The organism is Klebsiella sp. Sb-30 (genome assembly GCF_057652795.1).
The window spans coordinates 1,575,365-1,601,694 of the sequence record NZ_CM172749.1 but is presented as its reverse complement, the minus strand read 5'-3'; the positions used below and the strand labels follow the sequence as shown (position 1 = coordinate 1,601,694).

The 26,330-nt window shown below is 56.6% G+C and carries 22 protein-coding genes and 1 tRNA gene; 15 read left to right on the top strand and 8 right to left on the bottom strand.

Annotated elements, in window-relative coordinates:
* The first annotated feature begins 174 nt into the window (after window positions 1-174).
* From AC236I_RS07610 to yejF, 5 genes are read left to right on the top strand one after another with little or no spacing between them, the layout of a single operon-like run.
* Window positions 175-1,737, top strand: a complete 1,563-nt coding sequence (locus AC236I_RS07610; protein WP_004864826.1) for a cyclic di-GMP phosphodiesterase — start codon at window positions 175-177, stop codon at window positions 1,735-1,737.
* Between the two features lie 43 nt (window positions 1,738-1,780).
* Window positions 1,781-3,592 (top strand): extracellular solute-binding protein, encoded by a 1,812-nt coding sequence (locus AC236I_RS07605; RefSeq protein ID WP_044349586.1) that lies wholly within the window; start codon window positions 1,781-1,783, stop codon window positions 3,590-3,592.
* A 9-nt stretch (window positions 3,593-3,601) separates the two neighbouring features.
* Entirely contained in the window at window positions 3,602-4,696 is a 1,095-nt protein-coding gene (locus tag AC236I_RS07600; RefSeq protein ID WP_004864831.1) for a microcin C ABC transporter permease YejB, read from the top strand.
* Window positions 4,696-5,721 (top strand): microcin C ABC transporter permease, encoded by a 1,026-nt coding sequence (locus tag AC236I_RS07595; RefSeq protein WP_004864833.1) that lies wholly within the window; start codon window positions 4,696-4,698, stop codon window positions 5,719-5,721. Before AC236I_RS07600 ends, AC236I_RS07595 begins: the two co-directional genes overlap by 1 nt.
* Before the next feature lies 1 nt (window position 5,722).
* Complete coding sequence (yejF, locus tag AC236I_RS07590; protein ID WP_064359082.1) at window positions 5,723-7,312, top strand: microcin C ABC transporter ATP-binding protein YejF; 1,590 nt, start codon at window positions 5,723-5,725, stop codon at window positions 7,310-7,312.
* A 3-nt stretch (window positions 7,313-7,315) separates the two neighbouring features.
* On the opposite strand, the gene AC236I_RS07585 is transcribed toward yejF, so the two are convergent.
* The 3 genes from AC236I_RS07585 to rsuA form a co-directional block, all read right to left on the bottom strand.
* Window positions 7,316-7,660, bottom strand: a complete 345-nt coding sequence (locus AC236I_RS07585; protein WP_004864837.1) for a YejG family protein — start codon at window positions 7,658-7,660, stop codon at window positions 7,316-7,318.
* Window positions 7,661-7,993: 333 nt separating this feature from the next.
* Window positions 7,994-9,190, bottom strand: a complete 1,197-nt coding sequence (locus AC236I_RS07580) for a Bcr/CflA family multidrug efflux MFS transporter (RefSeq protein WP_004864839.1) — start codon at window positions 9,188-9,190, stop codon at window positions 7,994-7,996.
* On the bottom strand, window positions 9,187-9,906 hold the full coding sequence (gene rsuA, locus AC236I_RS07575) for a 16S rRNA pseudouridine(516) synthase RsuA (protein WP_004864842.1): 720 nt from the start codon (window positions 9,904-9,906) through the stop codon (window positions 9,187-9,189). The genes AC236I_RS07580 and rsuA overlap by 4 nt, the downstream gene beginning before the upstream one ends.
* 147 nt (window positions 9,907-10,053) lie before the next feature.
* On the opposite strand from rsuA, the gene radD reads away from it, so the two are divergent.
* Window positions 10,054-11,811, top strand: coding sequence for a DNA repair helicase RadD (gene radD / locus AC236I_RS07570; protein ID WP_069475765.1), 1,758 nt, complete (start codon window positions 10,054-10,056; stop codon window positions 11,809-11,811).
* Between the two features lie 137 nt (window positions 11,812-11,948).
* Window positions 11,949-12,233: a 50S ribosomal protein L25 gene (gene rplY / locus AC236I_RS07565; RefSeq protein ID WP_004864846.1), complete on the top strand. Its 285-nt coding sequence runs from the start codon at window positions 11,949-11,951 to the stop codon at window positions 12,231-12,233.
* A 56-nt stretch (window positions 12,234-12,289) separates the two neighbouring features.
* On the opposite strand, the gene AC236I_RS07560 is transcribed toward rplY, so the two are convergent.
* The gene (locus AC236I_RS07560; RefSeq protein ID WP_015583828.1) at window positions 12,290-13,180 is read right to left on the bottom strand and encodes a LysR family transcriptional regulator; all 891 of its coding nucleotides are present in this window, start codon (window positions 13,178-13,180) and stop codon (window positions 12,290-12,292) included.
* Between the two features lie 105 nt (window positions 13,181-13,285).
* Here AC236I_RS07560 and AC236I_RS07555 point away from each other — a divergent pair, with 105 nt between their 5' ends.
* Window positions 13,286-14,599, top strand: coding sequence for a serine hydrolase domain-containing protein (locus tag AC236I_RS07555; protein WP_069475764.1), 1,314 nt, complete (start codon window positions 13,286-13,288; stop codon window positions 14,597-14,599).
* On the opposite strand, the gene AC236I_RS07550 is transcribed toward AC236I_RS07555, so the two are convergent.
* A complete protein-coding gene (locus AC236I_RS07550; protein ID WP_015583826.1) occupies window positions 14,596-15,216 on the bottom strand; it encodes an NUDIX hydrolase in 621 nt (206 codons plus the stop codon). The genes AC236I_RS07555 and AC236I_RS07550 overlap by 4 nt on opposite strands.
* 81 nt (window positions 15,217-15,297) lie before the next feature.
* Between AC236I_RS07550 and AC236I_RS07545 the strand changes: the two genes are divergently transcribed.
* Window positions 15,298-16,062, top strand: a complete 765-nt coding sequence (locus AC236I_RS07545; RefSeq protein WP_004864854.1) for a DeoR/GlpR family DNA-binding transcription regulator — start codon at window positions 15,298-15,300, stop codon at window positions 16,060-16,062.
* Window positions 16,063-16,110: 48 nt separating this feature from the next.
* Here AC236I_RS07545 and yejK read toward each other — a convergent pair whose 3' ends face one another.
* On the bottom strand, window positions 16,111-17,118 hold the full coding sequence (gene yejK / locus AC236I_RS07540; protein ID WP_004864857.1) for a nucleoid-associated protein YejK: 1,008 nt from the start codon (window positions 17,116-17,118) through the stop codon (window positions 16,111-16,113).
* 189 nt (window positions 17,119-17,307) lie between these two features.
* Here yejK and AC236I_RS07535 point away from each other — a divergent pair, with 189 nt between their 5' ends.
* The 5 genes from AC236I_RS07535 to eco all read left to right on the top strand — a co-directional run bounded on the left by AC236I_RS07535 (window position 17,308) and on the right by eco (window position 21,657).
* A complete protein-coding gene (locus AC236I_RS07535; RefSeq protein WP_015583825.1) occupies window positions 17,308-17,535 on the top strand; it encodes a YejL family protein in 228 nt (75 codons plus the stop codon).
* A gap of 19 nt (window positions 17,536-17,554) precedes the next feature.
* Window positions 17,555-19,315: an LPS biosynthesis-modulating metalloenzyme YejM gene (yejM, locus tag AC236I_RS07530; protein WP_004864861.1), complete on the top strand. Its 1,761-nt coding sequence runs from the start codon at window positions 17,555-17,557 to the stop codon at window positions 19,313-19,315.
* Between the two features lie 77 nt (window positions 19,316-19,392).
* Window positions 19,393-19,469, top strand: a tRNA-Pro gene (locus AC236I_RS07525).
* A gap of 232 nt (window positions 19,470-19,701) precedes the next feature.
* Window positions 19,702-20,811, top strand: a complete 1,110-nt coding sequence (locus AC236I_RS07520; protein WP_044349592.1) for an AI-2E family transporter — start codon at window positions 19,702-19,704, stop codon at window positions 20,809-20,811.
* Window positions 20,812-21,165: 354 nt separating this feature from the next.
* Window positions 21,166-21,657, top strand: a complete 492-nt coding sequence (gene eco, locus AC236I_RS07515) for a serine protease inhibitor ecotin (protein WP_004864866.1) — start codon at window positions 21,166-21,168, stop codon at window positions 21,655-21,657.
* Window positions 21,658-21,709: 52 nt separating this feature from the next.
* On the opposite strand, the gene mqo is transcribed toward eco, so the two are convergent.
* Entirely contained in the window at window positions 21,710-23,341 is a 1,632-nt protein-coding gene (mqo, locus tag AC236I_RS07510; protein ID WP_015583824.1) for a malate dehydrogenase (quinone), read from the bottom strand.
* A 274-nt stretch (window positions 23,342-23,615) separates the two neighbouring features.
* Here mqo and AC236I_RS07505 point away from each other — a divergent pair, with 274 nt between their 5' ends.
* Window positions 23,616-24,863: a SulP family inorganic anion transporter gene (locus AC236I_RS07505; RefSeq protein WP_152308951.1), complete on the top strand. Its 1,248-nt coding sequence runs from the start codon at window positions 23,616-23,618 to the stop codon at window positions 24,861-24,863.
* On the opposite strand, the gene mgtE is transcribed toward AC236I_RS07505, so the two are convergent.
* Window positions 24,826-26,262, bottom strand: a complete 1,437-nt coding sequence (mgtE, locus tag AC236I_RS07500; protein ID WP_004864871.1) for a magnesium transporter — start codon at window positions 26,260-26,262, stop codon at window positions 24,826-24,828. The genes AC236I_RS07505 and mgtE overlap by 38 nt on opposite strands.
* Window positions 26,263-26,330 lie beyond the last annotated feature (68 nt).

Genomic DNA, 26,330 nt, shown 5'->3' with positions numbered 1-26,330 from the left:
CAGTTATCCCTTGGCTGACGTTCAGAACAAAAAAACACTGCTGAGGCGGTGTTTTTTTTTGCCTGTTTACATATGAATGCCGCAATATAAGCTATCCCTTTTAGTGGCGATAGAGAAAACGTTTTCTATCAACCCATTGGCGCAACTCATTAACACGGACCGACTATACAGCCTATGCTTACCCGTTACCTGTCACCCCGGCGTAATATCTGGCTGACCAGCATACTCATCGGAGTGATCGTCGCCCTGCTGGCCGGTAGCATTCAGGTTATGGTGATTTACCATAGCCGGTCTGAACGTTTTGACAGTATCATCGACAACGTCAACGTCTACCTGACCGATTACTTTAGCCAGCTCGAGAAGACCATGGCCGACCTGCAGCCGCTGGTCGATCAAAAATGTGAAAATATTGCGTCAGGCCTGACCGCACGGGCAGCCTTTAGCCCAAACGTGCGCGCGTTTTTGCTGGTGAAAGATGGCGTCGCCTTTTGCTCCTCCGCCACCGGCCCCATGAACACCCCTCTGGTACAGCTCATTCCACATCTCGATACCCATAAAGCGGTCGATATGCTGCTCCTGCCGGGGACGCCGATGATGCCTGGTAATGCCGCCCTGGCGATGTGGGTACGCAACCCGCACGGCGGTAACGATGGCGTTTTCGTCTCAATCAATACCAACCTGACACCCTATATTCTTTACTCCGCCCGACAGAACGATTTCAGCAGCATCGCGCTGGTTGTCAACGATACCGCCCTTTCCACCCTGACCAACCGCCTTATTGACCCGCAAAGCCTGCACGCAGAGCCCATTCGCCAGATACAAATCAAAGGGGTGCCGCTGAAGGTCTATCTCTATGCCAACAGCTGGCTCTCGGAAAATACACAATTCTCGCTGCTGCTCGGCGTCATGTGCGGTCTGCTGGCAGGCCTGGTGAGTTACTACGTGCTGACGCTGAAATCCGATCCGCGTAAAGCCATTCTGCTGGGGATAAAAAACAATCAGTTCTATGTTGTTTATCAACCGGTAGTCAAAGCCGATACCCTGCGCATTAGCGGTATTGAAGTACTGATGCGCTGGCGCCATCCGGTAGCCGGGGAAATTCCGCCCGACGTGTTTATTAACCTGGCTGAAACGCAGCAAGTGATTGTGCCGCTCACGCATCATTTATTAGCGCTGATCGCTCGCGACGCGCCGGCCCTGCAAAAAGTTCTGCCCGCCGGCAGCAAGCTGGGGCTGAATATTTCACCGTCCCATCTGCACGCCGACGAGTTTCAGGATGATCTTCGGCAGTTCGCTGCTTCCATGCCAGCCAACCACTTCAATGTGGTTCTCGAAATTACCGAACGTGCGATGATCGATAAAAACAAGTCGCTGGCCATCTTTGACTGGCTGCATGAGCAGGGATTTGAGATTGCGATTGACGATTTTGGTACCGGGCATAGTGCGCTTATCTACCTCGAGCGTTATAAATTTGACTATCTGAAAATCGATCGCGGCTTCGTGCAGGCTATCGGAACCGAGACCGTCACCTCCCCGGTGCTGGATGCGGTACTGACGCTAAGCCGCCGCCTGCAGCTCATGACCGTTGCGGAAGGGGTCGAAACGCCGGAGCAAGCGGAGTGGTTACGCAAACATGGCGTAAACTTCCTGCAGGGCTATTGGCTGAGCCGTCCGCTGCCGCTGGAAGAGCTGATCGCGGCACATGATGAACCGGCTAAATATTTTGCCGCCCGGTAACGGCCCTTTATGATGTCTGCCCACAGAGGATATTAATCTGGCTATGTTTGCGCGTGTCTGCCTGATATTACTGACCCTGTTCAGCCTGAATAGTCAGGCGCAAACCATAACCATAAAAGAGGGCAGCACTTTTGCCATCATTGGCGAACCGAAATACGCCGCCGGCTTTGACCATTTTGATTATGCTAATCCCCATGCCCCGAAAGGGGGAACCCTGGTCAATGCCACCATTGGCACCTTCGACAACTTCAACCGCTATGCGCTGCGCGGCAACCCGGGAGTACGTACCGACGCGCTGTACGACACGCTGTTCACTACGTCCGATGATGAACCGGGCAGCTATTATCCCCTCATTGCCGCGGACACGCGCTACGCCGATGATTTCTCGTGGATGGAGATAACCCTCAATCCGCGCGCCCGTTTTCATGATGGCAGCCCGATTACCGCCGGCGATGTCGCCTTCACGTTCCACAAATTTATGACCGAAGGGGTGCCGCAGTTCCGCTTGTTCTACAAGGGGACCCGCGTCGAGGCCATTGCGCCGCGCACCGTGCGTATTACCCTGGCGCAGCCCGGCAAGGAGAACATGCTGAGTCTGCTCTCCCTGCCGGTGATGCCGGAGGCATTCTGGCGTCACCATAAGCTCAGCGACCCGCTCTCTACCCCGCCGCTGGCCAGCGGCCCCTATCGGATTACCGACTGGCGGATGGGTCAGTACATCATCTACTCCCGGGTGAAGGACTACTGGGCGGCCGACCTGCCGGTGAACCGCGGACGCTGGAACTTCGACACGCTACGCTACGACTACTACCTCGATGATAATGTCGCCTTTGAAGCCTTTAAGGCCGGCGCCGTCGACCGGCGAGCAGAGACGATGGCCAAAAACTGGTCGACCCGTTATGTCGGACGCAATTTTACCCACGGCTATATCGTTAAAGATGAGTACCCGAATACCTCGGCACAGGATACCCAATGGCTGGCATTCAATATCCAGCGCCCGGTGTTCAACGACCGCCAGGTCCGGGAAGCCATCACCCTCGCCTTCGATTTCGAGTGGATGAACAAGGCGCTGTTTTATGGCGCCTACAGCCGGGCCAGCAGCTACTTTCAGAATACGGAGTATGCGGCGCGTCAGGCGCCTGATGCCGAAGAGCTCGCCCTGCTGATGCCAATGAAAGCCGATCTGCCGCCGGAGGTCTTCACCTCCGTCTATCAGCCGCCGCGATCCCGCGGCGATGGGTTCGATCGCACCAATCTGCTGCAGGCCGATGCGTTGCTTAAGCAGGCGGGCTGGGTGCTGAAAAACCAGCGCCGGATCAACGCCGTCACCGGTAAGCCGCTGCGCTTTGAACTGCTGCTGCCTTCCGGGGGCAACGATCGCTGGGTGCTGCCGTTTCAGCATAATCTCCAGCGCCTCGGTATTACGATGGATATTCGCCAGGTCGATAATTCGCAGTACAGTAACCGCCGACGCAGTCGTGACTACGATATGATGCCCATCGTCTGGCGCGCGACGCCCTGGCCCGGAACCGACCTGCAAATCTCCTGGGATTCGTCATATATTCACTCCAGCTACAATGCGCCCGGGGTTCAGAGTCCGGTGGTAGACAAACTGATTGCGCAGATCATCCGCTGGCAGGGTAATAAGCAAAAGCTCCTGCCCCTGGGTCGCGCGCTGGACCGGGTGCTGACCTGGAACTATTACATGCTGCCGATGTGGTATATGGCGCAGGACAGGACGGCGTACTGGGATAAATTCTCCTTCCCGCAGACCCGTCCCGTTTATTCATCCGGGTTTGACACCTGGTGGTATGACGTGAACAAAGCGGCAAAACTGCCCGCGGACAAACGGTAAGGAATAACGATGGGCGCATACCTGATCCGCCGGCTGTTGCTGATAATCCCCACGCTGTGGGCGATCATTACGATCAACTTTTTCATTGTCCAGATAGCCCCGGGTGGCCCGGTCGATCAGGCCATCGCCGCCATTGAGTTTGGCAACCGCGGCGGCTTACCGGGCGCCGGAGAAAGCGGTATGGCCGCCAGCCATGCCCGGACCGGCGTCGGCAACATCAGCGAAGGTCATTATCGCGGCGGCCGCGGGCTCGATCCGGAAGTGATTGCCGAAATCACCCACCGCTACGGCTTTGATAAACCGCTCCACGAACGCTACCTGAAAATGCTCGGCGACTATCTGCGCTTCGATTTTGGCGACAGCCTTTTTCGCAGCGCGTCGGTCTTGCAGCTGATCAAAAACAGCATGCCGGTCTCCATCACCCTGGGGCTGTGGAGTACGCTGATTATCTATCTGGTCTCGATTCCGCTCGGCATCCGCAAAGCCGTCCATAACGGCAGCCAGTTTGATATCTGGAGCAGTACGCTGATCATTATTGGCTACGCCATCCCGGCCTTTCTGTTCGCCATTATCCTGATCGTGCTCTTCGCGGGGGGCAGCTATCTGGATCTGTTTCCGCTGCGCGGGCTGGTGTCCGCTAATTTCGATAGCCTGACGTGGTATCAGAAGGTTCTCGACTATCTCTGGCATATTACGCTGCCGGTGCTGGCGACGGTCATCGGCGGCTTTGCGGCGCTCACCATGCTGACCAAGAACAGCTTTCTTGATGAGATCCGCAAGCAGTATGTCGTGACCGCTCGCGCCAAAGGGGTAGGCGAAAAGCAAATTTTATGGGGCCATGTTTTTCGCAATGCCATGCTGCTGGTGATCGCCGGTTTCCCGGCGATGTTTATCAGCATGTTTTTCACCGGTTCCCTGCTGATTGAGGTGATGTTTTCCCTCAACGGCCTGGGACTGCTGGGCTATGAGGCGACCGTTTCCCGTGATTACCCGGTGATGTTCGGTACGTTGTATATTTTTACGCTGATCGGCCTGCTGCTGAATATTGTCAGCGATATCTGCTACACGCTGGTCGATCCGCGTATTGATTTTGAGGGCCGCTGATGTCTTTCCTGAGTCCCGTTAATCAGGCCCGCTGGGCGCGTTTTCGTCACAATCGCCGCGGCTATCTGTCGCTGTGGCTGTTTATGCTTCTTTTCCTGTGCAGCCTGGGCGCCGAGCTGATTGCCAACGACCGCCCGCTGTTGGTGCAGTATCGCGGCAGCCTGTACGTTCCGGCATTGAAAAATTATAGCGAGACGACCTTTGGCGGCCCGTTTGCTACCGCCGCCGACTACCAGGATCCGTGGCTGCAAAAGCAGCTGGATGATAACGGCTGGGTACTGTGGGCGCCGATCCGATTTGGTGCCACCACTATCGACTTCGCCACCCAGACGCCCTTCCCTTCCCCTCCCTCGACGAGAAACTGGCTGGGTACCGATGCCAACGGCGGCGATGTGCTGGCTCGTATTTTATACGGCACGCGAATATCGATTCTGTTCGGCCTGCTGCTGACCTTTTTCTCCAGCGTGCTGGGGGTACTGGCGGGTGCGATTCAGGGATACTACGGTGGCAAGATTGACCTGTGGGGCCAGCGATTTATCGAGGTGTGGTCAGGCATGCCAACCCTGTTCCTGATTATTTTGCTCTCAAGTGTCGTCCAGCCGGGCTTCTGGTGGCTGCTGGCCATTACGGTGCTGTTCGGCTGGATGGCGCTGGTCGGCGTCGTGCGGGCGGAATTCCTGCGCACCCGTAACTATGACTATATTCGCGCGGCGCAGGCGCTGGGGGTCAGCGATCGCCATATTATTTTCCGCCACATGCTGCCTAACGCCATGGTCGCGACCCTGACCTTCTTGCCGTTTATTCTGTGCAGTTCAATCACCACCCTGACTTCACTCGATTTTCTCGGCTTCGGCCTGCCGTTAGGTTCGCCCTCTCTGGGGGAGCTGCTGCTGCAGGGGAAAAACAATCTGCAGGCGCCGTGGCTGGGCATCGCCGCCTTCCTGTCGGTCGCGGTGCTGTTATCGCTGTTAATTTTCATTGGTGAAGCCGTCCGCGACGCCTTCGACCCCGGTAAGGCGGTATAACATGACGCAGCCTTTGTTAGAGATAGACAACCTCTCCATCGCCTTCCGCCAGCAGGGGAAAATGCAGACCGTCGTCAGCGAGCTCTCCCTGGATATTGGCGCCGGGGAAACCCTGGCGCTGGTGGGAGAATCCGGTTCCGGTAAAAGCGTCTCCGCGCTCTCGGTGCTGCGCCTGCTTCCCTCTCCGCCGGTCTGCTACCCCGGCGGAGACATTCGCTTTCACGGTCAGTCGCTGCTCCATGCCGATGAGCGCACGCTAAGTAAGGTGCGCGGGAACCGTATCGCGATGATTTTTCAGGAACCAATGGTGTCGCTCAATCCCCTGCATACGCTGGAAAAACAGCTGTATGAAGTCCTGTCTTTGCATCGCGGTATGCGTAAAGAGGCCGCGCGTGGCGAGATCCTTAACTGCCTGGAACGAGTCGGTATCCGTCATGCCGTACGCCGACTGGCGGACTACCCGCATCAGTTTTCCGGCGGCGAACGCCAGCGGATCATGATTGCCATGGCGCTGCTCACCCGTCCAGAACTGCTGATTGCCGACGAACCCACGACCGCCCTCGACGTGACCGTACAAGCGCAAATCCTGCAGCTGTTACGCGAGCTGAAAAATGAACTGAATATGGGACTGCTGTTTATTACCCATAACTTAAGCATTGTTCGCCGGCTCGCTGACCGCGTGGCGGTGATGCAAAACGGCCGCTGCGTCGAACAAAAGGCCTGTCGGGCGCTTTTTGCCGCCCCCGAACATCCTTATACCCGTCGCCTGCTGGACAGCGAACCCTCCGGCAGTCCGGTACCGCTGGCCGCCGATGCGCCGCTGCTGCTGAAGGCCGTCGATCTGAGCGTCGCCTTCCCGGTGCGCAAAGGGCTCCTCCGCCGGGTAGTGGATCATAACCGGGTGGTCAACGCGCTGAACTTCCAGCTGCGCGCCGGGGAAACCCTGGGCCTGGTGGGCGAGTCGGGATCGGGGAAAAGCACTACCGGGCTGGCCCTGCTGCGCCTGATTGCCTCGGAAGGGACGATCGCCTTTGAAGGGCAAGCGCTGCAGGGACGTAGCCGTCGGCAAATGCTGCCGCTGCGCCGCCAGATGCAGATAGTTTTCCAGGATCCCAACTCGTCGCTGAATCCCCGGTTGAACGTGCTACAGATTATTGAAGAGGGTCTGCGCGTCCACCGCCCAGGGTTAACGCCGGCCGCGCGTGAACACGCGGTGATACAGGTGATGCAAGAGGTGGGGCTCGATCCGCAAACGCGGCATCGCTATCCGGCTGAGTTTTCCGGCGGCCAGCGTCAACGTATTGCGATTGCCCGGGCGCTGATTGTGAAGCCTCAGCTTATCGTGCTGGATGAGCCCACGTCGTCGCTGGACAAGACTGTCCAGGCGCAAATTCTGGCGTTGCTGAAAGCGTTACAGCAAAAACATCGGCTGGCCTATATTTTTATCAGCCATGATTTACGCGTAGTGCGGACGTTGTGTCATCAGGTGATGGTGTTACGGCAGGGAGAAGTCGTCGAGCAGGGAGAGTGCGAACGCGTTTTTACCGCTCCGCAGCAGGAATATACCCGCCAGCTTCTGGCGCTGAGCTGACGGTCAGAATGGGTTGTGGCCTGAGAACGGTTCGGCAATCGCCACGCCGAAATTTTTCAGTCGACAGGTTGCCGCAAACTCGTCCTGTAAATTGACAAACAGGCACGGCTCCCCTTCACACTCAACGATGGAGCAATCGACTTCGATGTCGCTGAGGGCCTGGCTGAGCTTATGCATCACCGGCCACGCTTTCTCCCCGTCCGGGCTGAGTAGCTTCAGCGCAACGAGGCTGTTTTCACTTTCGGCGCCGTTTTGCGGAATCGGTTCAACTCTTGAACCCGCAAAACCGGCCAGCCAGCGATAGCTCTGCGGCAGACGGTGTACGATAGAGAGTTGCTGTGTATTCACTTAGTTTCCCCGGAAGCAAAATGCTTCACAATAAATTTACATCAATATTAACACATCGTTGACAAATAGTCCTGCATCAGCATAGAAAACGTTTACACCCGCGTCACGCCAGGGTTAACGACTTATAATCCAGAACTTTATAGTTTCTCTGCGGAAACAGATCGGGGCTATATGTACCCGTTTCTGTGATCCAAAACAACTTTTTTATCGCAACAATGCGACTTTTTACACTAATTGATTTTACATAAAAGAAACAAATTACAGAACCGGGAAGCCCATCGCGGTTGATGTGCATCAAAAAAGGGGCGGAAATCGCCCCTTGTGGAAGGTATTTTAGTGCGCGTTTTTGCGCCGCCGGCTGGCGTAGAGATAAAAAAGGATGGAGCTGCTGGCACAAAAGGCGATCGAAATCAGCATCGGCCAGGCGGTAGTAAAGGTGGCCATGGAGAGCAGTGCGCCAATAATCGCCCCGATGCCAAAGCGGAAGGTCCCCGCCAGCGATGAGGCGGTGCCCGCCATATGCGGAAACTCGTCGAGAATGACCGCCATCGCATTGGAGGAGACCATTGAAACGCAGCCAACAAACGCCGCAACGCCGACCACCAGCGCCCAGAATCCGACATCCAGCAGCGCGCAGACCACCATCCATACCGCCATCACAAACTGAATCCACAGCCCGGCGCGGAACATATTCAGCGCCCCGACCCGTCGGACAAAGCGGCTGTTAATGATGGTCATGATGAACAAGAAGACAATATTCAGCGCAAAATAGTAACCAAAGTGCTGGGGCGAAACGTGGTTGATATTGATGTAGACAAACGGCCCGGCGCTCAGGAAGGAGAACATCCCGGCAAAGCTGAAGCCGCTCGCCAGCATATAGCTCAACACCCGCTTATGACGGAACAACGTCGCAAAGTTGCCCAGCGTGGTACGCAGGCTAAATTTTTGCCGCCGTTCAACCGGCAGCGTTTCGCTGATGAAAAAAGCGATCATCGCGGAGGCCAGCAGCGCCGCCAGCGCGAGAATCCAGAAGATCGCGTGCCAGCTGAACCACACCAGCACGGCGCCCCCCACCATCGGCGCAACCAGCGGCGCGATAGTGGTGACCAGCATGACAAACGACATCATCCGCGAAAACTCTTCTTTCGGATAGATATCGCGCATCAGGGCGTTGATGACCACACTCGCCGCCGCGGCCGCCAGACCGTGGAAGAAACGCATGGTAATCAGCATGTCGATAGTCTGCGACAGCGCGCAGGCCACCGCAGCCGCCGCAAAAATCAGCGTTCCTCCGAGGATCACCGGCTTACGGCCGATGCTGTCCGCCATCGGGCCATACAGCAGCTGACCGAAAGCAAAGCCCAGAATATAGGTACTGAGCGTCATCTGCGCACTGCCGTCCGGCACATTAAACTGCGCCGAAATCACCGGCAGCGCCGGGAGATACATATCAATCGACAGTGGCATCAACATGGCCAGCAGGCCAAGAATAAACACAATCCCCAGTGAAGAATTCTGCTTTGCCGTCACGTTTTACTCCGTGCATGCTGGAGGCCAACGCTGGCGATCTCGTCTTCCGTCAGCGGGCGATACTCGCCAGGCTCCAGAGACTCATCCAGCATAATGTCGCCAATACGTTCACGATGCAGGCCGACGACGTGGTTACCCACCGCCGCGAACATGCGTTTCACCTGATGGTAGCGCCCTTCGCTTATCGTTAAGCGAACTTCCGTTGGCGTCAGCACTTCCAGACGCGCAGGTTTCGTCAGATCCTTTTCATTGTGCAGCTGAACTCCTTTAGCAAACTGTTCCGCCGTTTGCTCATCCACCGGGTTTTCCAGAGTCACCAGATAAGTTTTCTCGCAGTGATGGCGCGGAGAAGTGATGCGGTGCGACCACTGCCCGTCATCGGTCATCAGCACCAGTCCGGTGGTGTCGATATCCAGTCGACCTGCGGCGTGCAGCTTATGCGCGACCGGAACATCCAGGAAATAGAGAATCGTTGGATGATCCGGATCGTCCGTGGAGCAGACGTACCCCTGCGGCTTGTTGAGCATAAAGTAGCGCGGGCCGTTCTGCTGGGTCAGCGTATTGCCGTCATACTCCACGTCGTGCTCCGGCTGGAGCTTAAACGACGCATCTTTGACGATTTCGCCGTCTACGAGAACGCGGCTGCTGCGGATTTCACGCCCGGCAATAGCCCGACTGACGCCAAGTTGCTGAGCGATAAACTTATCAAGTCGCATGAGATTTTTTTAGCCTGTAATAATGCTGGAGCGGGCAAACGCCCGAAAAAGAAGAAGTTCGCTGGCTAGTATAACGGGCTCTTAACGCCACTCAAGGGAAAAGATTCGTGGCATACTATTTGCGAGTTAATTAACGCCAGTATAGCCATGACTTTTACATTACGTCCCTACCAAAAAGAGGCCGTCGACGCCACGCTCGCCTGGTTTCGTCGCCATCATGAGCCTGCCGCAATCGTCCTGCCAACCGGCGCGGGTAAAAGCCTGGTCATCGCCGAGCTGGCACGCCTGGCGCGCGGCCGCGTTCTGGTGCTGGCGCACGTCAAGGAGCTGGTCGCGCAAAACCACGCCAAGTATTGTGCGCTTGGGCTGGAGGCGGATATTTTTGCCGCCGGGCTGAAGCGTAAAGAGAGCCACGGCAAGGTGGTCTTCGGCAGCGTGCAATCGGTAGCCCGTAACCTTGAACAGTTCCAGGCCGAGTTTTCACTGCTGATTGTCGATGAATGCCACCGCATCAGCGACGATGATGACAGCCAGTACCAGCAAATTATCAGCCATTTGCAGCAGGTCAACCCGCAGCTGCGCCTGCTCGGGTTAACCGCCACGCCGTTCCGCCTCGGCAAGGGCTGGATCTACCAGTTTCATTATCACGGCATGGTTCGCGGTGATGAGAAGGCGTTGTTCCGCGACTGTATTTACGAACTGCCGCTGCGCTATATGATCAATCACGGGTATCTGACGCCTCCGGAACGGCTGGATATGCCGGTCGTGCAGTACGATTTCAGCCGCCTTCAGCCGCAGAGCAACGGTCTGTTTAGCGAAGCGGACCTGAACCTTGAGCTAAAAAAGCAGCGGCGCATTACGCCGCATATCGTCAGCCAGATCGTCGAATTCGCCCGCACGCGTAAGGGCGTGATGATTTTCGCCTCCACGGTAGAACACGCGCGGGAAATTACCGGCCTGCTGCCCGCCGGCGAGGCGGAGCTGATTACCGGTGAAACGCCCGGCCCGCAGCGCGATCGCATCATCGAAGCATTTAAAGCGCAGCAGTATCGTTATCTGGTGAACGTGGCGGTGCTCACCACCGGATTTGATGCCCCGCATGTCGATCTGATCGCCATCCTGCGCCCCACGGAGTCGGTCAGCCTTTATCAGCAAATTGTCGGCCGCGGCCTGCGCCTGGCGCCGGGGAAAACCGACTGCCTGATTCTCGACTATGCCGGAAATCCTCACGATCTCTACGCCCCGGAGGTGGGTTCGCCGAAGGGCAAGAGCGATAACGTCCCCGTACAGGTATTCTGCCCGGCCTGCGGCTTTGCCAATACCTTCTGGGGAAAGACCACCGCCGACGGTACGCTGATTGAACACTTTGGCCGCCGCTGCCAGGGCTGGTTTGAAGATGACGACGGTCATCGTGAACAGTGCGATTTTCGTTTTCGCTTCAAAAACTGTCCGCAGTGCAATGCGGAAAATGATATTGCCGCCCGCCGCTGCCGCGAGTGTGACACAATTCTGGTCGACCCCGACGATATGCTGAAGGCCGCGCTGAAGCTCAAAGACGCGCTGGTGCTGCGCTGCAGCGGCATGGACCTGCAGCACGGTGGCGACGATAAAGGTCCGTGGCTGAAAATCACCTATTACGATGAGGACGGCGCCGATGTCAGCGAGCGCTTCCGCCTGCAGACGCCGGCCCAGCGTACCGCGTTTGAGCAGCTGTTTATCCGTCCCCATACCCGCACGCCGGGCGTGCCGCTGCGCTGGATAACCCCTGCCGACATTGTTGCCCAGCAGCCGCTGTTGCGGCATCCGGACTTTGTCGTCGCGCGCATGAAGGGCCAGTACTGGCAGGTCAGGGAAAAAGTCTTCGACTATCAAGGCCGCTTCCGCCGGGCAAATGAACTGCGTTAATCACCGCCGCGCCTGAGGTTTTCATTGCCGTCAACGCCATAGGTGGATATAATGCCGCCCGCTTTTGCATTCGCAAAGCAGATCATCTGCCTGCTGCTGGGTCGCCTGTAGCAGGATTTAAATATAGAGAGACATCAATGTTTACTATCAACGCAGAAGTACGTAAAGAGCAGGGTAAGGGTGCGAGCCGCCGCCTGCGTGCAGCTAACAAATTCCCGGCCATCATTTATGGCGGTGAAGCTACTCCGGTAGCAATCGAGCTGGACCAGGACAAACTGTGGAACATTCAGAGCAAAGCTGAGTTCTACGGTGAAGTTCTGACCATCGTTATCGATGGCAAAGAAGAAAAAGTAAAAGTTCAGGCTGTTCAGCGTCACGCGTTCAAGCCAAAACTGACTCACATCGACTTCGTTCGCGCTTAATCGCGATAGCAAGTTGAGTGGCAAACGCCCCGGCCCGCAAGGTCCGGGGCGTTTTGTTATGCGTCTTGTTTCCATAGCAAAGGCGCAAAATCAACCACCTCTCCCAGCGTCGGATGCTTGTTCATTCCCGGCTGCCACAGCATCACCATCGTGACATTCAGCCCCTGGGTACCGACTTCGGTATCGATCTCCTCCACGCCTTCCCAGCCGGCCGCCTGAAAATGGTCAGGTAAGAATCCCCACCCCTGCCCCTGCTGCAGCGCATGGCGCAATAACGCTTTTTCATTCATGTACAGCGTATGTCCCGAAATTTGCACCCGGCGGGCAATTTGCTCGTCTGCGCGGCGATGCATCACCAGCTGCGGGACCAACGACAAATTGAGCAGAGTCAACGGACGCGCGCAGTCCGCAAACAGTCGCTCGGCCGCATAAAAGCGCAGATCGACGGTTCCCAACGCGCGCCACTCCATTTCGCTACCGAGAGTCCGGTTATTGGCCTGGCAAATAGCCAGATCGGCCTGCCCGTCGGCCAGCGCCTGCTCCGCCTCGCGGCGCGATGCGCTCCAGCAGCTCATTCGCAGCTGACGTCGGGCAAGGCGATCTGCCAGTGCGCAGAGAAAGGATCGCGGTACAAACGGATCGTACACCACCCGCAGCCCCTGCCCCGCGGTGCGCGGTAGCGTCTGCGCAAACGACTCAAAGGCCTGGGCCTGGCGCAGCAATAAATGCGCCTGGCGAAAAAGTTGTTCCCCTTCGGCGGTTAACGCCAGGCTTCGCCCTTCGCGCAGGAACAGCGCATATCCCAGCGCATCTTCCAGGTAATCCAGCAGATCGCGCAGCGTGGTGCGGTCTTTTCCGAGCCGAATCGCCGCCCGCGAAAGACTCCCGGTTTCCGCGATGGTGGCAAAAGCCTCAATCTGGGCAAATGAGTAATGCAGCGTTTTCATCCTGTGGTTTCCTTTGGGGGAAAATCCCCCATCGGCTGATTTTAGCCTGCCGAAGGCGATTTATATACTGCAGGCCTGGTTGTTATGGCTAATAAGGAATCTCTGATGACAAAGATAAAAAAAACCACACCGCTGGCCCTGGCGTTGCTGTTCGCGCTTTGCCCTACCGTCAGCATGGCGCAGGCCCCGTCACCGCAGGCCTGCGGCGGAGTCATGCTGGATGTCTGCCCGACACCTTTTGATCCCGTTCTGCCTGCAACAAAAGATATGCTCAACTGGGATCGGTCCGCCCGGGTTATCGGTTTTCGCAACGACTACCGTAACTATGCCGGCGATATCTTCCATCACGGTAACGCCACGCCGCTGTTGCCGTCAGATAAGCCGCTGACCGACGTCAGCTATACGGTAAACGGCCAGACATGGAACCTGCAGGATTACCTGAAGCGCCAGAACGTCACCGGTTTTCTGGTACTCAAAGAGGGTAAGATTGCCTACAAATATCTCGGCGCAGGCAATACCGACACCACGCTGTGGACCTCCCGCTCGGTAGGTAAAGCGGTGGTCTCCACCCTGGTCGGTATAGCGATTCAGCAAGGTAAAATCCATTCGCTTAATGATCGGATCACCGATTACGAGCCCGACCTGAAAGGCAGCGCCTGGGACGATGTCACCCTTAAACAGCTGATTCAGCACACCTCCGGCGTCGAGTGGAATGAAGATTACACCAACCCGCAATCCCATTTCGCCCGCCTGACTCAGTGTGAAGCCCATCCAGGCGCCTACGGGTGCGTGCGCAAGATCGTGGCCTCCCTGAAGCGCACGCATCCCGCCGGCGAGCAGTGGTCCTACTCGTCAGGGGGCGCCTGGCTATTGGGTGATGTTCTGGAGCGGGCCACCGGAATGCCGCTTGCCGCATGGCTGGAGCAGGCCCTGTGGCAACCCGCCGGAATGGCGCATGACGGCGTCTGGCACGCTTATCAGCAGGGCAAGCATGACGTCGGGGCGCACGGCTTTAACGCCACGCTGGAAGACTGGGGTCGTTTCGGCGAGTTTGTCGCCCGGGATGGACGTCTGGCCGATGGCCAACGGCTGGTGCCTGAAGGCTGGTTTGACCAATCCTCCGCCTGGACCCAGGCGCAGAAATCAGTCTCCCCGGCACACCCGGAGGGCATTTACGGCTATCAATGGTGGAATAACGCGATTCCGGCCAACGCACAGCATGTCGACCCCAGCGCCCGCCAGGGCCTGAAAGGTTCGCTGTGGGCGCTGGGTATCTACGGCCAGGTGATTATGGTCAACCGCGCGGAACATCTGGTGATCGTACAGTGGTCAACCTGGCCGCAGGCCGAACCTTCGTTTAACGCCCAACCGCTGGAAGCCGCGCTGATGTACAGCGCTATCGCCCGCAAACTGCACTAAGGGTTATCGCGCCTTGTTTCATCCGGGGCAAGGCGCGACGAAATCGTGAGAGCCAGGTGTTGCAGTAGCATAATGGTTTTGGCATCCACAATTTCCCCCTCGCGTATCGCTTGTAACGCCCGGGCCAGTGGCCACTCCAGCACTTCGATATCCTCCCCTTCCGCCGCCAGCCCGCCGCCTTCGCCGCGGCGATCGTCCGCCGAATATTCGGCAATGAAAAAATAGAGCTTTTCGGTGACCGACCCCGGACTCATGTAGGCGGTAAAAACCGGTTCAATGCCGGTGACGCGGAAGCCGGTCTCTTCTTCCGCCTCGGCGATAATACGCTCTTCCGGCGACGCATTATCCAGCAGCCCGGCAGCCGCCTCGATCAAAAAACCATCATGACCATTAATCCACACCGGAAAACGAAACTGGCGTATAAGTACAACGGTTTGCTTTACCCGGTTATAGAGCAGAATCACCGCGCCGTTGCCGCGATCGTAGGCCTCACGGCTCTGTTCCTGCCAACGGCCATCCCGGCGCAGCAATTCAAAAGTGTATTTTTTTAACGTATACCAGTTGTCGGACAGCAGCGTTTCACGCACGTGGCGAACGCGGGAGGTATCCCTGGACATATTTTTCTCCTGATGAGATGACAGCGGCCACGATAACATGCAAAATAACGCACAAACAAGATCAAACATGAAGGAAGGAATATGTTTGCCAGCCAACGAAAACAGCAAATACTGCAGATTCTCGCCGTCGAAAAACAGGTGATGTCCGGCGAGCTTAGTCAGCGGTTTAACGTCTCTGAAGACTCTATCCGCCGGGATTTACGCGAGCTGGCGGGGGAAGGCAAGCTGCAGCGGGTCCACGGCGGCGCGCTGCCGGTTTCGGCGGCCATCGCGCCGATCGAAACAAGAAAAAACGTGCAAATCGCTTCAAAGCAGGCCATTGCCCGCCGGGCGGCGGCGCTGATCCAGCCGGGGCAGGTGGTGATTATCGATGGCGGGACCACGACAGAAGAAATGGTCCGCTGTCTGCCGGCTGATTTGGCCTGTACCGTCGTAACCCACAGCCCAGGTATTGCCGTCGCGCTGGTGGAACGACCGTTGATTGAGGTCATTCTGATCGGCGGGCGGCTGTTTAAACATTCGGTGGTCACCGTCGGCGCCAGCGCGCTGGAAGGTATTGCGCGGATCAATGCCGATCTGTTTTTTATGGGCGTTACCGGGGTGCATGACCGCGCGGGTTTCACTACCGGCGATTATGAAGAGGCGGCTATCAAGCGGGCACTCGCCGCGCGGGCAGCGGAAACCATTGTGATGGCGTCGCAGGAAAAACTGAACTCGGCATCGGCGTTTGCCATCGGCGAGTTAAGCCTTGCCAGTACCCTGATTATCGATGGTTTGCTGGATGAGGCCCTGCAGGCGAAGCTGACTCAGCACGGGATCGAGACGATCCGCGCCGACGCTGAGTAACAACGCCGCGGGCCGCCAGCCCCGGCCTTCACCGGGGCTGGCGGAGAATCAGCTACCGCCGGAAGTCCGACGCTGCAGCTGATCGCGCAGGTTAGGCGGCGTGCCTTTGATGGTCAGCGTATCCGTTGCCGGATCCCAGAACACCCGCTCGCCCAGCAGCATGGCATCAAAGTTGATCGTTAACCCGCCGCCGCTGCCGGCAAACTTGGTTAACTGACGCAGCGTGCTGCGATCCGCCGGGAAGCTCTCTTCCAGCTCATACCCCTGTTCAGCGGTAAATTGCTGGAAGCTCTTCTCGCTGACGCCGGCCAGCTCTTTGGATAAAGATTCCAGTTCAATCTCTTCTCCCGCCTGCAGCTGCTCGTTGCAATAAGCATATACCTGCTGACGAACGTTCTGCCGTTCGGACTTATCGAGCTGAGCATCGGAGGCGAAATCATCGACCGCCTGGAGCAGGCCGCGGTTCTGCGCTTTGGCATTCAGCCCTTCGCTGGCGCCGAGGAAGTCCATAAAGAAATCGGCCACTTTACGCCCGACCCGGCCTTTGAGGAAGGTCAGGTAGCGGGTCGACTCCGGATTGGTTTCCCATTCAGTTAAGTCAATGCGCGCCACAATATCGGCATGATTGATATCCAGATAGTGGGTTGAGCTGATATCCAGATCTTCATTAACGCGCATACTGCTCAGGTTGTTCAGCACCGCCACCAGCAGATACTCAACCGCCAGATAACGATACTGACAGAACAGAACGATACCGCCTTCTGCGAAAGGATATTTCGCCAGTTCATCACGCAGACGGCCGGTTGCCGCCCGGCTGAACGGGAGAAATTCTTCTTCGCCCTGGCGCTGCAGGCGAAGGGCCTGCGCCAGCTCGCTCTCTTCGTTAAACAGACCGTAGGCCTTGTTTTTAGCGCTGTAGACACGATGCAGCTCGGCCATCATTTCCACGACCGTCGCATTCGGCTCCAGTAAGGAATCGCGCAGCACCAGTTCGAGGTTTTGTTCATCACGTTTAATTAACTGATGCAGGGCAATCTGGTCGATATCCAGACTCATGTTAAACTCTCCTTTTAGACCGGCCGGTATTCAACCACCGCCGGGACGGCGACGCAACCGCCGCGTGACTCTTCGACGACCAGAGACTCGCGATCGTGCGCGCTTTTGCGCCGTGGCGAAAAAATGCGGAAAAAAAGCTGCTGCTACGGTAATATGTTGCCCTTTCACGAACAAACAGATTTTGAGTTTATGCCGCAATTATCCCGCTATAGTGATGAACACGTCGAACAGCTGCTTAGCGAGCTGACCAACGTGCTGGAAACACACAAAGCCCCCGTTGACCTTTCACTGATGGTGCTAGGCAATATGGTGACTAACCTGATCAATAGTAGCGTCGCGCCGGCGCAGCGTCAGGCTATCGCCCGTTCTTTTGCCCAGGCTCTGCAGTCTTCAATCAACGACGATCCGGCGCACTAAGGATAACCAACAACTGTATATGGTGACTCTTCGTCAGCCCTACCGAGAAAAAATCTCCCAGATGGTCAGCTGGGGGCACTGGTTCGCCCTGTTCAACATGTTGTTGGCCATGGTGCTCGGCAGCCGCTATCTTTTTGTCGCCGACTGGCCCACAACTCTGGGCGGACGTATTTTCTCGTATGTCAGCCTCGTGGGTCACTTCAGTTTTCTGGTATTTACCAGCTATGTCCTGATTCTCTTCCCGCTGACCTTTATCGTCGTATCGCAGCGATTGATGCGCTTCCTGTCGGTCATTCTGGCGACCGCGGGCATGACGCTCCTGCTGATCGATAGCGAAGTCTTTACCCGTTTCCACCTGCATCTTAACCCTATTGTCTGGGAACTGGTCATCAACCCTGACCAGAATGAGATGGCGCGCGACTGGCAGCTGATGTTTATCAGCGTGCCGATTATCTTCCTGCTGGAAATGCTGTTTGCGACCTGGAGCTGGCAGAAGCTGCGTAGCCTGACGCGTCGCCGCCACTACGCCCGGCCTGTCGCCTGGTTTTTCTTTCTCTCTTTTATCAGCAGCCACCTGATTTATATCTGGGCGGATGCGAATTTTTATCGCCCGATCACCATGCAACGGGCGAATCTGCCGCTCTCCTATCCGATGACGGCCCGCCGTTTCCTTGAGAAACATGGCCTGCTCGACGCCCAGGATTACCAGCGTCGTCTGGTAGAACAGGGGGCACCGGAAGCCGTCTCCGTTGAGTATCCGCTGAGCACCCTGCGCTATCGCGATCTGGGGGCTGGCTACAACGTTCTGCTCATTACCGTCGATAACCTGAACTATTCGCGGTTTGAGAAAAATATGCCGGAACTGGCCCGTTTCGCGCAAGAGAACGTCAACTTTACCCAGCATATGAGCTCCGGCAATACCACCGATAGCGGGATGTTTGGCCTGTTCTACGGGATTTCGCCGGGCTATATGGATGGCGTCCTGTCAGCCCGCATCCCGGCCGCGTTGATTACGGCCTTTAACCAGCAGGGATATCAGCTGGGGCTGTTCTCCTCCGATGGTTTCAGCAGTCCGCTCTATCGCCAGGCGCTGCTGTCCGATTTCTCGCTGCCAAATGAGAAAACGCAAAGCGATGAGCAAACGGCGGACCAGTGGATTGGCTGGCTCAATCGCTATGCGCAGGATGAAAACCGCTGGTTCTCATGGATTTCGCTGAATGGCACCACGCTGGATAACAGCCAGCAGCAAAACTTCGCGCGTCGCTACAGCCGTGCGGCGGGAGATGTTGATAACCAAATCAGCCGGGTACTGAGCGCCCTGAGCGATGCCGGAAAACTGGATAATACGGTGGTGATTATTACCGCCGCGCACGGTATGCCGTTGAATCCGCAGCGCGGTAAGTTTGACTGGTCCCGGGAGCAGCTGCAGGTTCCGCTGGTTATTCACTGGCCAGGGATTCCGGCGCAGAACATCGCGACGCTGACCAGCAACAAAGATGTGATGACGACGCTGATGCAGCGCCTGCTGCACGTCTCCACGCCTGCCAACGAATATTCACAGGGTGAAGACCTGTTCAGCCCCGCGCGTCGTAGGGCCTGGGTGACGGCGGCCAACGGCGATACGCTGGCGGTCACGTCGCCAGAGGTGACCGTGGTGCTGAACCACAACGGTACCTACAGCACCTGGAACAGCGACGGCAAAAAAATTGATAACCGCAAACCTCAGCTCAGCCTGCTGCTGCAGATCCTGACTGACGAAAAACGCTTTATCGCTAACTGATTGATTAATTATGAATCAATCAGCCGTTCCCCGGCTTGCATTCGGTCGGGGAACGGGTAATATTGTCCTCCATACGTCGGCACGTAGCGCAGCCTGGTAGCGCACCGTCATGGGGTGTCGGGGGTCGGAGGTTCAAATCCTCTCGTGCCGACCAAATCATTCACCGGTAAGTTATCTTAACAACCGGTAACCCCTTAAGAACCCGCATCCTCTCTGAGCCTGCGGGTTTTTTAATGCCCGAATCACCCCGCCGACACGGTCGCGGTCCGCGGTCGAATCTATCCCCGTTTCCGCACTGCTGATGAAGAAACTCCGACCTTACTGATTGTAAATCGAAGAATAGCTTCTATTATTCGTCGTACTTGCCTGACACCGGAACAATTAATATGAGAGTTAATGGACTTACGAAGGGATTTTTTATCCTGATTTTGCTGATGGTCAGCCTCGCCTTTTTTAATGTTCTTTCCCCCTATTATTCAGCCATACTGTGGGCCGCGATTCTGTCGGTCATCTTCAACCCGGTGAAGAACAAGTTGCGTGCTCGCCTCGGGGAGCGCAATGGCCTGGCCTCGTTGTTGACCGTCGTGATTATCTGCCTGATTGTTTTCACGCCGCTGGCGATCATCATTTCATCGCTGGCGATTGAGCTCAACCTGGTTTACACCCAGCTTCAGCATAACGACACCCAGTTTCCTGTGGTGGTGGCCAATCTGTTTGCCCATCTGCCTGAGTGGGCCAGAAGCTTTCTCTCCGAACATAACCTTGACAGCGCAGAGCAGATTCAGAAACAGCTCTCTGACGCCGCTCTGAAAGGCGGGCAATATCTGGCCGGCAGCGCGTTCCTGATTGGTAAAGGGACTTTCGGCTTTACCGTTAGCTTCGGCATCATGCTGTATCTGCTGTTTTTCCTGCTCAAAGATGGCCCCTATCTGGTCATGCTCATCCTTGAGTCCCTGCCGCTGTCTAACTACGTTAAGCAGCATCTGTTTGCTAAATTTGCCGCCGTATCACGGGCAACCGTAAAAGGTACCGCCGCCGTCGCCCTCGCCCAGGGGATACTTGGCGGCATCGCGTTTTCTATCGCCGGCCTCGACGGCAGCATTTTGTGGGGCGCCATCATGGCGTTTCTGTCGCTGATTCCGGCGATCGGTTCCGCCATAGTCTGGGTACCGGCTGCCATCTTCCTGTTTGCCACCGATCAGCTATGGCAAGGGGCGTTTATCGTCGGCTTCTTCGTGATTGTGATAGGCCTGGTGGATAATATTCTGCGCCCGCTGCTGGTGGGCAAAGATACCAAAATGCCGGACTATCTGATTTTGATTGCCACCCTCGGCGGCATGGAGATTTATGGGATTAATGGCTTTGTCATCGGGCCGCTGATCGCCGCCCTGTTTATTGCCTGCTGGAATCTGCTATCGGGGCGCGAGCACGCGGGCAACACCGACGAAATCGATGAAGAGTTCATCGAGGAAGGAAAAGTCAGTCGCGATGAGTAGGCATCGGGGGGAGCATTTCGCTTCCCCCGTCTCCCCTTCTGTTACTGTTATAGCGCCCCTTATTCGCGGGTATTGGCCGGTCGGACTGGAATCATCGCACCTGAAAACGTCTTCGCTTGCTGATGATTATTAACGCCGGGTTGCCGGTTGCCGTTGGCGGCAATATCCCGTCAGGGATACCCAAAGAACCTTTCGCTCAGAGAGTGAATTTGGGTAGTGAATACTTGCAAACCAGCCAATAAAGCCAGTCAATCAGACCACAATATATGAAAATAATGGTAAATTATTCTTACCATTACGCAAAAGAGTGCTAGTCTTTTGCCGTTAAAGATCGATAACAAAGGATGATGAATCGTGAAGAAAATCTCTACGCTTGCTGTTTCTCTGCTGGCCGTTGCCTGTGTTTCCACCAGCGCGCTGGCCGCTGAACAGCCTCTGGAAAAGGTCGCCCCCTATCCGAAGGCGGAAAAAGGCATGAAGCGTCAGGTGATTCAGCTGCCGCAGCAGCAGGACGAATCCGCATTTAAAGTCGAGCTGATGATCGGCCAGACCCTTGAGGTTGACTGCAACCGCCATCGCCTCGGCGGTCAACTGGAAAGCAAAACGCTGGAAGGCTGGGGTTACGATTACTACGTTTTTGATAAAGTGACCGGACCGGTTTCAACCATGATGGCCTGCCCGGACGGCAAAAAAGAGCGTAAATTTGTGCTGGCAGGCTTGGGTGATGATGCCATGCTGCGCTACAACAGCAAGCTGCCCATCGTGGTCTACACCCCAGATAACGTCGAAGTAAAATACCGAATCTGGAAAGCAGACGAAACCATCGGCAATGCCGTTGTACGCTAACGCGAAGCGATAAACAGTCACTATCCGGCGGCATCAGCCGCCGGATGTCGTTCTACAGCGCAATATCCGCCATAGGTTTGTCACCGGAGAGCGGCTTCAGCTCCGCCAGCGGGACCTGATCAACCACCGCTACCGGCTCGTAATGCAGCTGCAGTACTTCACTGGTCCACGCCAGCGCCTGTTCAATCGCCGCCGGGTTACCATCCAGACGCAGACCGTAGGAGGGAACGATCTCTTTCAGTTTCGCCTGCCAGGCGGCCGACTGCACCTTCTCTTTAAAGACCTTCTCCATCAGCTGTAGCATGATAGGCGCCGCCGTCGATGCTCCCGGAGAAGCTCCCAGCAGCGCTGCAACGGTACCTTCGTCATCGCTGACCACTTCCGTGCCCAGACGCAGTACGCCCTTCTTACCGTTGCGTTTGATAATCTGTACGCGCTGGCCGGCCTGCCACAAGCGCCAGTCCTCTTTATTCGCTTCCGGATAGTATTCGCGCAGCGCCTCGTGACGATCGTTATCTTTCTGCATCACCTGGCTAATCAGATATTTCACCAGATCGAAGTTATCCAGACCGACATTGAGCATCGGCAGAATATTCGAGGTGTTGGTTGATGCCAGCAGATCCCACAGCGAACCGTTTTTCAGGAAGCGGGTCGAGAAAGTTGCGAACGGTCCAAACAGTACTACCCGCTTGCCATCGATAATCCGCGTATCGATATGCGGAACCGACATCGGCGGCGCGCCCACTTCGGCCTGGCCATAGACTTTCGCCAGATGATGGTTCACCACCTCCGGGTTTTCGCACACCAGGAACTGTCCCCCCACCGGGAAGCCCGCGTACTCTTTCGCCTGAGGAATACCGGTTTCCTGAAGCAGCGTCAGCGCGGCGCCGCCGGCGCCAATAAAGATAAATTTGGCTTTAATAACGCGCTTCTGGCGACGATTATCGGCATCGGCCAGGGTCACTGTCCAGCTCTTGTCCGCGTTGCGCTTAAAGCGACGCACAACGGTACCAAGCTGCAAAGAGAAGTTATCATGGGTCTGCAGTCCGGCAATCAGCTGGCGGGTGATTTCCCCGTAGTTGACGTCGGTCCCGACTTCGGTGCGGGTCGCGGCCACTTTTTGCTGCGGATCGCGCCCTTCCATCACCAGCGGCGCCCACTCTTTGATCTGCTGATGATCTTCAGAATAGCGAATCCCGCGGAACAGCTCACTCTGCTGGAGCGCCGCGTAACGCGCGCGCAGGAAATTCACATTGTCTTCGCCCCACACAAAGCTCATGTGCGGCACGCTGTTAATAAACGATTTCGGCTTACTGAGTATGCCGCGTGTCACCTGGTGAGCCCAAAATTGCCGGGAGATGTGGAAGGATTCGTTGATATCGACCGCTTTGTCGATATTAATCCCACTGGCGGTTTGTGGCGTGTAGTTCAGCTCCATCAAAGCCGCATGACCGGTACCCGCATTGTTCCAGCCGTTTGAGCTCTCTTCAGCCACGCTGGACATCTGCTCGACCATGGTAATAGACCAGTCCGGCTCAAGTTCCTGAAGCCAGGTTCCCAACGTGGCGCTCATGATGCCGCCGCCAATCAACAATACATCCGTCTCTTGCTCATGGCGGGTGTTGGTCCGAGGTGTATTTGAACCAACAGCCGGTGAGCTGGGTACGGCCATCTTTTTCTTCATCGGATTTGAGCCTTACTTTACTCGCTTTTGGATTTAGCGCAGGTGAAACGATTATCGAGAATCAAGGTAACACCGAAGATCAAAAAATTAAATATTGTTTAAAATTTAAGTTGAGTTTTGAGATCTGTTATAAAAATGTTTAATAAATGTGTACGCTAAATCATATTTTGTACTGGTATATGTCACGTCCACGCGCTATCATCCCCTGTTTTGTGACAGACCGCACACAAGCTCCGGCTCGTGGTTCCGGCTTTTATCTACCAGCGAAACGCTTATGCATCAGGCCACCAACCCCGCACCACCCTCTTCGAACGGCGCGCTTCGCCATGTATTACGCTCGCCGTCGCTACTGACCCGCGAAGCGCTGGCTGGCGTACTCACCGCGCTGGCCCTGATTCCAGAGGTTATCTCCTTTTCTGTGATTGCCGGGGTTGACCCGAAAGTCAGCCTGATTGCGTCCGTCGTGCTCTGTCTGGCGATGTCGGTGCTTGGCGGCAGACCGGCCATGGTCACCGCAGCGGCGGGGTCGGTGGCGCTGGTCATTGGCCCTATGGTGCATCAACACGGCGTGGGCTATATCCTGCCCGCTGTCATTTTGGCTGGTATTATTCAAATTTTGTTTGGGTTGTGCGGTATGGCCCGACTGATGCGATTTATTCCGCAATCGGTGATGACCGGATTTGTGAATGCGCTGGGGATACTGATCTTTTTTGCCCAGCTGCCACATTTCTGGAGCACACGGCCGCTGATCCTCGGCCTGTTCGTGCTGACGCTGCTGATTGTGCTGTGGGCGCCACGCTATATCAAAGCCATCCCTTCGCCGCTGATCGCCATCATCCTGCTGACCTTGTTTACCGTCACCAGCGGCCAGCTGCTGCCCACCGTCGGTGATGAAGGCACTATGAGCGGTGGACTGCCCGGACTTACCGCTCTGCGGGTACCGCTCGATCTGTACACGCTGAGCATTATCTGGCCCTGCGCGTTGAGTATCGCCTTCGTTGGCCTGCTGGAGTCGCTGCTGACGGCTAAACTCGTGGATGATCTGACCCACACGCCATCCAGCAAAGCGCGCGAGAGCACCGGGCTGGGCATCGCCAATATTCTCGCCGGATTGTACGGCGGTATCGCCGGCTGCGCCATGATCGGGCAGACCATCGTTAACGTCGAAATGGGCAAGGGCCGAAGCCGCGTCTCAACCGTTGCGGCAGGCCTTGTACTGCTGCTGCTGGTCACCGCGCTGAGTGAAGTAATGGCTAAAATTCCGATGGTGGTGCTGGCCGGAGTGATGGTGATTGTGGCGGCAAAAACCTTCAGCTGGCACAGCATTCGGCCGGCGGAAGTGGCGCGCCATCCGTGGCCGGAAACGCTGGTTATGCTGGCGACCGTCGGCGCGACGGTCGGAACCAGCAATCTGGCCATTGGCGTTGTGGCCGGACTGGCAGTGATGGCGCTGATTCCTCGTCGGCTGCGCAGCAGGCCGACGCTTACATCAGAAATATCGTCGCCAGACCGAGAAAAATAAAGAAGCCGCCGGTGTCGGTGATCGCGGTGATCATCACGCTGGAGCCGACCGCCGGATCGCGCCCCAGCTTGACCATCACCATCGGAATAATCACCCCCATCATCGCGGCCATCAGCAGATTCAGCATCATCGCCAGCGTCATCACGCCGCCCAGCTGCGGGTCCTGATACAACCACCAGGTGATCGCCCCCATGATCCCGCCCCATACCAGGCCGTTAATCAGCGCGACGCCCATCTCGCGCAGAATCAGAAACGAAAAGCTGCCGGGCTGAATGTGCTGTAATGCCATAGCGCGCACGATCATGGTGATCGTCTGATTGCCGGTGTTGCCGCCGATCCCGGCGACGATCGGCATCAGCGAGGCAAGCGCCACCAGCTGTGAAATGGTGTGTTCAAACCCGTCAATCACCCGCGAGGCGATAAAGGCGGTGCACAGATTAACCGCCAGCCAGGCCCAGCGGGTCTTCACCGCTTTGCTGACCGGCGCAAAGACATCCTCTTCGCTGCTCAGACCGCCCATACCGCGCAGATCGCTGTCCGTCTCTTCATAGACGACGTCAACAATCTCATCGATGGTCAGACGGCCCATCAGCTTGCCTTCCGCATCAATTACCGCGGCGCTGATCAAGTCGTCACGTTCAAAGGTACGCGCCACCTTTTCAGCCTCTTCGTGCGGCTGGAAGGTGACCGGGTCCCCTTCCATGACGTCGCCGACCCGTTTTTGCGCCGCATTGAGCAGAATCGTTTGCAGCTGAAGCTCACCCAGCAGAAGCTTATTGCGGGTGGTCACAAACAGCTTATCGGTGTTCGCCGGCATTTTGCCCAACCGCCGCAGATAGCGCTGTACCGCCGCCAGCGTCATTTCCGGACGCACGACAATCACTTCGAACTCCATGATTGCCCCAACGGTATTGTCGGCGTAACGCATAATCTGGCGGACGCGCGCGCGTTTATCCGGCGGCATCGTCGCCAGTAAGCGACCGGTCAGGTTACGCGGCAGGTGCTGAACCAGATAGACCTGTTCGTCGATATCCAGGGTTTGCAGCGCGTCGAGCAGCTCGTGGTCGCTCATCTTATCGATGAGATCGCCCCAGACGTTTTCCGATGCCTCGAGCAGCACCTCGCCGCGTTTATCGTTGCTGACCAGCTGCCAGAGCGCATTACGCCCGTCGTACGGCAGCGCTTCGAGGGCATCGGCAAGGTCCGGTGGCGGCAGGTGAGAGACCAGCACCTCGACCTCCGCCAGATCGTCTGCCAGCGTGCCGTCGTCATAGCGTTCAGCAAGCGTCAGTTTTCCCAGCAGCGCCGAGGTGACGGCTTTATCGGTGGTCAGCAGCCAGATAAGGCGGGCGCGCTCTTCATCACGTAATCTGGCACTTTTTTTATGCGAAACGGACATCGGTCAGGCAATCCTTTTGAGAACATGTGGCAGGCCAGGAGCCATAAGCATAGCGCGGGGAGGGAGAA

Bases quoted from the DNA above. Each gene is read 5' to 3' on its own strand.
- AC236I_RS07545 (WP_004864854.1), top strand. From the start codon at position 15,298: ATGTTTGCCAGCCAACGAAAACAGCAAATACTGCAGATTCTCGCCGTC.
- AC236I_RS07600 (WP_004864831.1), top strand. From the start codon at position 3,602: ATGGGCGCATACCTGATCCGCCGGCTGTTGCTGATAATCCCCACGCTG.
- yejM (WP_004864861.1), top strand. From the start codon at position 17,555: ATGGTGACTCTTCGTCAGCCCTACCGAGAAAAAATCTCCCAGATGGTC.
- AC236I_RS07560 (WP_015583828.1), bottom strand. From the start codon at position 13,180: ATGAAAACGCTGCATTACTCATTTGCCCAGATTGAGGCTTTTGCCACC.
- yejF (WP_064359082.1), top strand. From the start codon at position 5,723: ATGACGCAGCCTTTGTTAGAGATAGACAACCTCTCCATCGCCTTCCGC.
- radD (WP_069475765.1), top strand. From the start codon at position 10,054: ATGACTTTTACATTACGTCCCTACCAAAAAGAGGCCGTCGACGCCACG.
- AC236I_RS07605 (WP_044349586.1), top strand. From the start codon at position 1,781: ATGTTTGCGCGTGTCTGCCTGATATTACTGACCCTGTTCAGCCTGAAT.
- AC236I_RS07550 (WP_015583826.1), bottom strand. From the start codon at position 15,216: ATGTCCAGGGATACCTCCCGCGTTCGCCACGTGCGTGAAACGCTGCTG.
- AC236I_RS07595 (WP_004864833.1), top strand. From the start codon at position 4,696: ATGTCTTTCCTGAGTCCCGTTAATCAGGCCCGCTGGGCGCGTTTTCGT.
- AC236I_RS07505 (WP_152308951.1), top strand. From the start codon at position 23,616: ATGCATCAGGCCACCAACCCCGCACCACCCTCTTCGAACGGCGCGCTT.
- rplY (WP_004864846.1), top strand. From the start codon at position 11,949: ATGTTTACTATCAACGCAGAAGTACGTAAAGAGCAGGGTAAGGGTGCG.
- mgtE (WP_004864871.1), bottom strand. From the start codon at position 26,262: ATGTCCGTTTCGCATAAAAAAAGTGCCAGATTACGTGATGAAGAGCGC.
- yejK (WP_004864857.1), bottom strand. From the start codon at position 17,118: ATGAGTCTGGATATCGACCAGATTGCCCTGCATCAGTTAATTAAACGT.
- AC236I_RS07555 (WP_069475764.1), top strand. From the start codon at position 13,286: ATGACAAAGATAAAAAAAACCACACCGCTGGCCCTGGCGTTGCTGTTC.
- rsuA (WP_004864842.1), bottom strand. From the start codon at position 9,906: ATGCGACTTGATAAGTTTATCGCTCAGCAACTTGGCGTCAGTCGGGCT.
- mqo (WP_015583824.1), bottom strand. From the start codon at position 23,341: ATGAAGAAAAAGATGGCCGTACCCAGCTCACCGGCTGTTGGTTCAAAT.
- AC236I_RS07535 (WP_015583825.1), top strand. From the start codon at position 17,308: ATGCCGCAATTATCCCGCTATAGTGATGAACACGTCGAACAGCTGCTT.
- AC236I_RS07610 (WP_004864826.1), top strand. From the start codon at position 175: ATGCTTACCCGTTACCTGTCACCCCGGCGTAATATCTGGCTGACCAGC.
- AC236I_RS07520 (WP_044349592.1), top strand. From the start codon at position 19,702: ATGAGAGTTAATGGACTTACGAAGGGATTTTTTATCCTGATTTTGCTG.